This window comes from Stutzerimonas kunmingensis, from assembly GCF_032106285.1.
Lineage (GTDB): Bacteria > Pseudomonadota > Gammaproteobacteria > Pseudomonadales > Pseudomonadaceae > Stutzerimonas > Stutzerimonas kunmingensis_B.
Genome location: NZ_DAMCPO010000057.1, coordinates 1 through 8,404, shown reverse-complemented (window position 1 = coordinate 8,404; position 8,404 = coordinate 1). Strand labels below are relative to the sequence as shown.

Annotated in this window: 7 protein-coding genes and 1 pseudogene; 2 read left to right on the top strand and 6 right to left on the bottom strand. The window is 58.6% G+C overall.

The window, feature by feature from the left end:
* Nucleotides 1–42: 42 nt before the first annotated feature.
* On the bottom strand, nt 43–402 hold the full coding sequence (locus RT582_RS22185) for a Y-family DNA polymerase (RefSeq protein ID WP_313480055.1): 360 nt from the start codon (nt 400–402) through the stop codon (nt 43–45).
* Between the two features lie 462 nt (nt 403–864).
* On the opposite strand from RT582_RS22185, the gene RT582_RS22180 reads away from it, so the two are divergent.
* Entirely contained in the window at nt 865–2,415 is a 1,551-nt protein-coding gene (locus tag RT582_RS22180) for a hypothetical protein (RefSeq protein WP_313480053.1), read from the top strand.
* A gap of 262 nt (nt 2,416–2,677) precedes the next feature.
* Here the strand turns inward: RT582_RS22180 and RT582_RS22175 are convergent, their stop codons facing one another.
* Nucleotides 2,678–3,451, bottom strand: a complete 774-nt coding sequence (locus tag RT582_RS22175) for a hypothetical protein (RefSeq protein WP_313480051.1) — start codon at nt 3,449–3,451, stop codon at nt 2,678–2,680.
* A 12-nt stretch (nt 3,452–3,463) separates the two neighbouring features.
* Nucleotides 3,464–3,589: pseudogene (locus RT582_RS22170) on the bottom strand (recombinase family protein); the annotation flags it as partial.
* A 388-nt stretch (nt 3,590–3,977) separates the two neighbouring features.
* Between RT582_RS22170 and RT582_RS22165 the strand changes: the two are divergent.
* Complete coding sequence (locus tag RT582_RS22165) at nt 3,978–6,668, top strand: AAA family ATPase (RefSeq protein ID WP_313480049.1); 2,691 nt, start codon at nt 3,978–3,980, stop codon at nt 6,666–6,668.
* Between the two features lie 67 nt (nt 6,669–6,735).
* Here RT582_RS22165 and RT582_RS22160 read toward each other — a convergent pair whose 3' ends face one another.
* From RT582_RS22160 to istB, 3 genes are all read right to left on the bottom strand, one after another.
* Nucleotides 6,736–7,200 (bottom strand): hypothetical protein, encoded by a 465-nt coding sequence (locus tag RT582_RS22160; RefSeq protein ID WP_075116600.1) that lies wholly within the window; start codon nt 7,198–7,200, stop codon nt 6,736–6,738.
* Complete coding sequence (locus tag RT582_RS22155) at nt 7,181–7,771, bottom strand: hypothetical protein (protein WP_313480047.1); 591 nt, start codon at nt 7,769–7,771, stop codon at nt 7,181–7,183. The genes RT582_RS22160 and RT582_RS22155 overlap by 20 nt, the downstream gene beginning before the upstream one ends.
* 80 nt (nt 7,772–7,851) lie before the next feature.
* The coding region (gene istB / locus RT582_RS22150) for an IS21-like element helper ATPase IstB (RefSeq protein WP_313480045.1) at nt 7,852–8,404 on the bottom strand (553 nt) is incomplete at its 5' end.

Sequence of the window (8,404 nt, the reverse complement as noted above, 5' to 3'; positions counted from 1 at the left end):
GTTTTCAGTCGGCAGAACAGCCTCTACTGGGTCAGTTTTCGGTCAGCGGCAACAGCCGAACGTCTTTCGCAATGTGCCAATGTCGAACTGAGCCAGTTCCCAAGCAGTAGAAATGTTCAGAGCTGCTAGCTTGGCAGCCGAGCGGTGTCCCACGCCCCACACCTCGGAAACCGGCGCCAACCGGAGCAATTTCTCTTGACGGACAGGGTCGGTCAGATCAAGCACGCCACCAGTGGCCTTCCATTTTTTCGCTGCCCAATTCGCGAGCTTGGCCAAGGTCTTGGTGGTGCTGATGCCTACTCCGACCGGCATCCCAATTTCATGGGCTAGACGGTTGCGAATGCTTCGGCCTAGCTCAGCTGGATCGGCAACTCCGGTCATGTCGCCCCAAGCCTCATCGATCTAAAGGAAAGAAGAACAGCCATGGACATGACTTCAGCTCAGACATTCCGCTACTCAATCTCTGATGTCGGATGTCCATAGAAAGAACCTCTTTTCCAGGAAATTGGGGCTTGAAGTCCATACCTGCGCAATTGCACCCATTTGACCAGTCAATTGCATTGGTACTGACCACCGCGTGCATCCGACTTGGCCAGTGGACAGCAGAGACGCAACAGACAGAAACCGGCCAAGAGCGGGCGTTTAGGTTAGGGAAAATATATCTGTCCCCTTTTGCCCTTTTGCCCTTTTGCCCTTTTGCCCTTTTGCCCTTTGCCCTTTGCCCTTTGCCCTTTGCCCACGGTCCCACGCTTCCTCGGATATGCAACGACAACTACTCCTGCAGGCGAACACCCGCTGCTGGCGGAATGGTATGGTGTGCGTGTAAAAAAACCACAAACGGATTGCTCTGAAAAGGAGTTCTGAATGAGTCCCACGCTCTATCTCGTTCTGGTGCTGCTGGCGCTGGGTGCTTACCTTTTCTGGCTGACCCGTGAACAGCTGGCTGCGATGCAGACCAGGAAAAAGGGGTTCGCTTACGGCAAGGCGGTGATGGCCGCCGTTGAAAAGCATTTCGTTGAGCTGAAAGACAAATCGGTTTTGCTGGTCGAGGACAAGGGTTATCAGGTCGTCGACGACTCGAAGTGGAAAGCTGAGCTCGACAAGTTCATCACTATGATCGTACGCCCGAAGGTCGAGGGTTTTATCAAGACCCCGGCCGATGAGGCTGCCTTCCACAAATTCGCCACGACCATGCTTCTCCAGCTGTTGGAGGGCGATGTGTTTCCCCGTCAATTCCCTGTCGAAGAGTACGCAGCCAGCGCGATCCCGCCGGCCGGCGAGGCTGAAAAGTTGCTGCTCCCTGCCCGCTGGCTCTTCTCTATGGTGTTCGTCGCCGTCGCGGTCTACACCGCCATCCACCAAGGCTGGCTGGCAGCCTTGCTAATGCTAGTTGCCGGCTTGGTGATCAACCCGCTAACACACCAGAAGGCGGTGCAGAAAGCACCGTGGTACGACCGGTACAACCTCGGACTTTGGGCGATTCTGGGCACCGTGTTACTGGCCAACATCTCCTACTTTCAGCATGCCCAAGCGGTCTACAACGAGAGCCAGGCCCTCCTTGCCGAACAGCAAAAGCAGCGGACGATTGAGCAGCAGAGAATTGCCGAGCAGCGTCGCGTGAATGCTGAACAGAAAAGACTGGCGGCAGAGGCTCAAGCTGCCAATGAGTTCGCGGCGAAGCGCTTAGAGGTCCTCGATAGCTTAAGTCGGGCCATCCAGGAAGAGCGATTCACAGACGCGAAAGCGATCATGGACAAGTACAGCGCGGTTTCTGATTCTGATCTGGTCGCGCTCAAGGGAGAGTACGGACTGAAGAAGGAAGCCTTCGAAGCCAAGGAGGCCGCAGCCAAGGCCGAGCGGGATCGCCAGGAGAACTACACCACCCGCATCCGAGATTACGCGATCGACGAGTACACGCCGGCGCAGTATCCGAAGCTCACGACCAAATATCGCAGCCGGCTAACGGAGATAGAGAAGTTCCGCCGTACAGCGGCTGAGCGCGTGATTGATAGTGGCAAGTGCGACTACGTCGAGAATGTCCAGCTCAGCGATGAAAGCTCGCTGCGATCGCTCAAGTTCTTCATTGACTGCGCCAACGAAAACCGGATCTATCTGACCGAGGTCGAACTCAAGAGCGGCGCCGAGGTGCACACGCAGACCGAAAACGCTTGGGACGAAGGCGAGGCCATTGTTGCATGTCAGACCATGACGAAGCGGAACGCGACCATCCCGAGCTCGGTCGACTTCCATAGCTTCACCGGTACCAGTGCAACGACCGCCAAGACCTCCGGGAACGTCCAGGTGCTCTTGAACTTCGATGCCAAGAACGTTTTTGGCGCGGAGATCGGCTACACGTCCAGGTGCATCTTCGAGCCGCGCAAGCAGGGCAGCATCGAGATTTCCCTGCGCGAGTAACGCTGCACGGCGAGTGGGAGGGCATTGCAAATGCGTCCGGCTGTCCAGTACGGTGCTGTCGAATTGGCGTCACCAGCTGCTCTGCAGCAATCAATTCAGCCCACTGGGGTCTCATACCCCAGAGGGGGCCTGGAACCTCCTCAGATATGGAGAGTTCAGGTCCAGGCTTTCAGAGTTTTCTTACATCCGTTTCCAAGCCGTGACCGCAGCCTGATAGCAAAGGTAACCTGTTCAGGCCGTGCTCCTCCCTCTCGAAGTCTCTTCACAACACTGCCGCCAGCTTCCTAAGTTCTTCCTTGGGAATCCCATTGAGGCCCAGCAGGTCAACGAGTCGCTTGCCTGTAGATGACAGGATTGCTTCGCAAGGAAGCACCAGATTAACTTCATACACGAACCCACCGCGACCGTGCTCCTCGCTGTAGCTGATAAGCAACTGACGCTGATACAGATACAGGGCTTGCTGAGCAGCATCGAGTGAGTCAGCACTTATAGTGCCCGCCATTGGCCACAGCGCACTTCTAAGATTGAATTCCGCTCTCTGGCTCACCAGACTCATCAGACAGAATTGTTGATAGGTCAGGGCTTCAGCCATAGTGAGTAGATAATTCGCCTCAGCGCGCTGTATGTAGGGGCTGAACACCAGGTTCGTGTAAAAATTCGCGAGATATGGAAGCTTGAGCTCTTCGTGCTCTTGCTTTGCGTTGAGTAAAACGCCCTCAAAAATCTCCTCCGCAGGTGACGACGCGCCGCCGTTGCGAACGAAGAAGTCATCATCCCTCACTTCTTCCCAAAGGCGTCTTTCTTTGATGCCCTCAATGGCCAGGGCCGCCACACCTCCCACCCGCTGCTCCTCTCGCGGCGACAGGAAGCGTTGAGCGAGGTCGTCCAGGACGACAACGCAGGCCTCTCCAGCTGCAGCCCCAATTGCGGCCCCCGCTAGGGTCCCACCAGGGCCAGCCAGTGAGCCCACTGCCCCACCTACCGCAGCGCCTGCTATTTGGCTGCCTTTGTTCAAAAGCGCTTCATACTCTTTCATGCCCGTCCCTGTTTAGTTAGTGCTTGGAGCAAGCAGGTGGTCTCGAATGCGTAATACTGTAGTTGTGGAGCACCCAGCGTGCCTAGCCGTGGCCCGGATGCCCAGGCCAGCACCCAGCAGCTCCTTGGCCCGCTTGTGGCTGTTCTCTGACGGTCGTGACAGTGACACGCCCTGGTCAAGTTGAACGCAATCCGTGGTCAACGCCAACCCAAATTGGTGGTCAAGAGGAGTGCAATTTCGCACATACCTGAGGACTGCTCACCACATCGCTTGCGTCGGTAGTAGCTTCCGCACTTTCCCCGTCTCTCACCGCTAAACAGCGCTTTCCGGTAGCGGACTTTAGAGCGGCTTGATACTGGTCAGCATGCAGAAATTCTGCCCATGTAGCGTCACGACCGGACAAGCCACTAGGGTGGCGGTCAGGAAGGCAGGCAAACGGAACACGGCGAAGCACCTCGAAGGCGCCGGCCACTTGCCATCCAACTGGGCGCGGCCTTTAATCGGCGGATCTGGAAAGGAGACGGATATGCCATTGTTGGACGAGATTATTGGGTGGGCCGGCGGACTCAGACCCTGGCAGCAGGAAGCACTGCGCCGGATATTTGCCCGGGCCGAACTAACCCAGGATGACATCGAGACCATTCTGCGAATGGTTCGCGAGCAAGAACGGGAAGACGCAACCACGGAGGGAGCACGGCCATTCACATTGGACGACGTACCAGGCGCCGGAAGTGGCGCAACCGTGCGGTTGGTGGGTGTCTCGGGGCTAGACCAGGTAAACGGATTCCCGTCCGGTCGTGCCTTTGACCTCGCACCGGAGGGCATGAGCATTTTCTTTGGTCATAACGGCGCCGGCAAATCCGGCTACGCCCGCGTCTTCAAGAATGCCTGCAACGCTCGGCATCGGGTGGAGGTCCTGCCCGACGCTTTTGGGGCGGCAACCCCAGCTAGACCGCCATCAGCAGATTTCGCCATTTTGGTGGATGGCACTCCGGAAACCGCACGTTGGGCCCAGAATGGGCCGGCCCATTTGCATTTGAGTTCGGTCTCGGTCTACGACGCGGCCTGTGCCAATGACTACATCGACGCGGAAGGGACCCCTGCATTTCAGCCCTACGGACTCACTCATCTGACGCGCCTGGTCCTACTTCAGCGTGATTTACAGGCACGGATTGGGACCGAACGCAATGCCTTGGCTCTGGATACCCGGCAATTCGAACCGCTGAAGGGTGACACCGAAGTCGGCCGCTACATCGCAAAATTAGGTGGGGACTCGGACCGCGCCGTGCTTGCTCGATTAGGGACGGTCGGTGACGATGAACTCCGGCGACTGGAGTTTCTGAAGCGGACATTACTGGAAAGCGATCCTGTGCCGCAGGCGCTGGCCTTGGAACGTTTGGCGACACGCTTGGACCAGGCGCAGCGTCGAGCCGAGGAAGTCCAGCGCTGGGTGAATGATCGTGCCATAGCACGGGCAAAGGAACTGATTACAACGGAAAAAACCGCGCATCTCGCCATGCAACTGGCGCAAGCGCGTCTTCAGGATCGAGACACACTGAACGCCATGGAGTTGCCGGTAACGTCCTCACCCACCGCCACGCTGCTGGAAGGCACAGGAGCTGAACTCTGGCAAACGATGTACCGAGCCGCTGAGGCTTTCTCTCAGCAGACGGCATACCCTGAACATCCCTTCCCGCACCTGGAACCGGACGCTTACTGCGTACTCTGCCAGCAACCTTATTCAACGGATGCCTCGGAGCGCATGCGGCGTTTCGCGGCATTTGTCGCCGACAGCGCCACGGCGGATGCGCAAGCCGCCACGCTTGCGCGCATGAACGCTCTAGGGAAGGTGCAGGCTGTCGATCTAAACGTTCTGGATGTGCCAACACGGGCTGACGTGGAGGAGCGACTGCCCGACCTACACGCTGCCATCACCGCAGCGGCATCAGTCTGGACCGCCCGGCATACTTGGGTTAGCCAAGCCCTGCAAACTGGAAACTGGTCCCCCGAGTCAGAACCGCTTCCTATCGAAGCAAATCTCGATAGTCTCTTCGCCGCCAAAGCTGCTTCGCTCCGAGTCGACGCCAATACCCTGCGGACCTCTGCCGATCCCGCTGTACGCTTGGCGCTGACCCAAGAACTGGCAGAGCTAGAAGCCCGACAACGCCTCGCCAACCAGCTTGGCGCGGTGGAGCGCTTTGTTCAGGACAGTCAGGCCCATGCCACATTGAGCCGCTGCCATGCCGCCCTCAACCCAGCGGCCGTGTCACGCAAACTGACGTCCCTGGCGGCGACGCATGTGACCGAGGCTCTGGCCGCTTCCATGAATGCTGAGTTGAAAGCCCTGGGCTATAAGCGACGGGTGCAACCCGACCTGAGCGGGCGCACAGAGCTGGGGGTGACCAAGGTCACGCTGCGCCTGCAGGAAATCACGGCGAAAGCCTCCAAGGTGCTGTCAGAGGGCGAGCAGCGCGCGTTGGGGATGGCTATGTTCCTCGCCGAGCTCGAATCCCTGCCACATACTTCGACCGTTATTTTCGACGATCCGTCTACGTCGCTGGATCACGTATATCGTCGGGCCATAGCTCGGCGTTTGGTAGCGCTGGCTGAGACCCGCCAAGTGCTGGTGTTCACCCATGATGCGGTGTTCCTGACCGAGCTCGCGATGGCGCTTCAGCGTGCTGATCGCTCGGCCAGCTACAAGACCATCGGTTGGGACGAGTCGCCGGGACTAGTGAGCGAGGGGCTGACGTGGGCGACGATGGACACCAAGGCCCGCCTGGCCGATCTCGAAAGTCGTGCGAAAGCGCTGAACGTTCCGGTCGGCAGCGACCCGGATGATGAGCTTGAGCGGCAAATTGCATCGGGATACTCAAGCCTCCGAGGCACTGTCGAGCGCGCCATCCGCGAGGTTTTTTTGAACAATACCGTCCAGCCGTTCAGTGATGTGGTGAGCGTAGAAGCATTTGGTGCTGTCATTGGCCACCCCGCAGAGGAGTGGGAGCAGTTGCTGGCAGTGTATGCGCGGGCCTGCGAAGCTACCGAGGCCCACGACACCCCAGGCGAGCGCCAACTACCGCTTCCCGCGCGCGAGGAGTTGCTCGGCGATATCGCCCAGGTCCTGGAATTAATCAAAAACGCGACTAAACGCCGAACTGCCTACGAGAATCTACGCCGGGAGCGAACCGCGCAACGCAAGAAGCTCTTCGGCGGCTAGCCCGACGTTTCATGCCGGGCTGGTCGGGCATGGCTGTGTTTCTTTCGAATATTGCGAGCTCTCCGTTTCAAAGTTTTTTGTGGCCTCGCGGATTAAGAGGAAGCACATTGGAGGCCGGCAGTTGGCGCTCCAAGTCCGCAATACGGTCGTACAGTTCAAGAATGGTGGCGTCGGCCTCACCGAGTAGGCTGGCTAGGTGGTCACGCTGCTGCGTGATTTCCTCAATCCGTTCTCGAAGTCCACGATTTTTTCTGCGGGCTAATAAGCTGACTTGGCGCACTGATGGCGGACGTTGCTCAGCGTGTCCTTCCACGTACTTTTGGATCTCAGCGATCAGTAGGGGGAAACGAGCTTTTTTCAGTGCAGAGGGGTCGCTGCCGGCTTCCTTGGCAACGTTGTTCTGACTTACGGGCGTCCCCTTCGGCAGTCGTTCGGGCTTGTTGCTCTTCAGCCGCTCGAACGCTGCGCGATACTGCTCGCCGGCACCCATTCGCTTAGCCGGGTCAGCGGATTCAGGTTTGCCGGATGACATGGCGATAATTCTCCACACTACGTTTCTGGGCTTCCAACGAAGTCCTTAGCGGACTATCTACCTCGGCAGCGGCCAGGCGCTCATCCAATACTGCCTCCAACACTTCGACTTCGTCGAGTTGCTCGGGGTCATAGAGAACGTCCGCACATGGTTTGGTTTCTCCGGGGGAATCGCCCCCTCCGCAGCGAGCGATATTGTCGATGCCCCCATAGGGACAGGGGGTACGGCTCGTGCAGATGCCCAGCAAAATCGGTCGATGAGTGACCGTCCCCTTCTTAGCCAGATTGATCGCTTTCTTAGCATCAGAGGCTGAGATCAGGTGGACAATCTCAGATTTTCGCTTCTCGCCGTGGGGGCTGACGAATCGGTTGCTCGTCAGCTGTTGCAGCTGCCTACCCAAAGTTTCGTACATGGTGCGGACGTAGTAGGTGTGGGCCTTCTCTTCCAGCCGTACCCTGGAATGGTTTTGCCCGTAGTAGAGACTCATCGCTCTGGCGACGTGCTTTAGCTGAAACTGCAATGAAGCGTCGCTGACCAGCCCGGATGCCTGCGGATTCCACGCTTCGGACACTCAGCCCACGCTGATCCGGACACCTGTTCCACGATCATTCGGACAGGCAGTCGGAGCGCAGCGACGCAGGGGTTGCATTGTTAGTCTGAGGCGCCCGGCGCCGTCAATTTCTTCACCCGCTTTCTCATCGACTCGCCCTTGAGATTGATCCGGTAGGCGTTGTGCACCAGGCGGTCGAGGATGGCGTCGGCCAGGGTTGGATCGCCGATCAGTTCGTGCCAGTTGTCCACGGGCATTTGGCTGGTCACGAGGGTCGAGCGCTGGCCGTAGCGGTCGTCCAGTAGCTCCAGCATGTCGCGGCGCTGTTCGGCGGTGAACGGCGCCAGGCCCCAGTCGTCGAGGATCAGCAGGTCGGTCTTGGCATAGCCGTTCATCAGCTTGGCGAAGCGCCCGTCGCCGTGGGCCAAGCCCAGCTCTTCCAGCAGGCGCGGCAGACGCAGGTAGCGCACGCTGTAGCCGTCCCGGCAGGCCTGGTGTGCCAGGGCGCAGGCCAGCCAGGTCTTACCGACGCCAGTCGGGCCGTTGATAATCAGGTTGAGTCCGTCGCGCAGCCACTGGCCGCTGCTCAGCTGGAGGATCAGCGCCTTGTCGAGTCCGCGCGGGCTGCGGTAGTCGATGTCTTCGAGGCAGGCG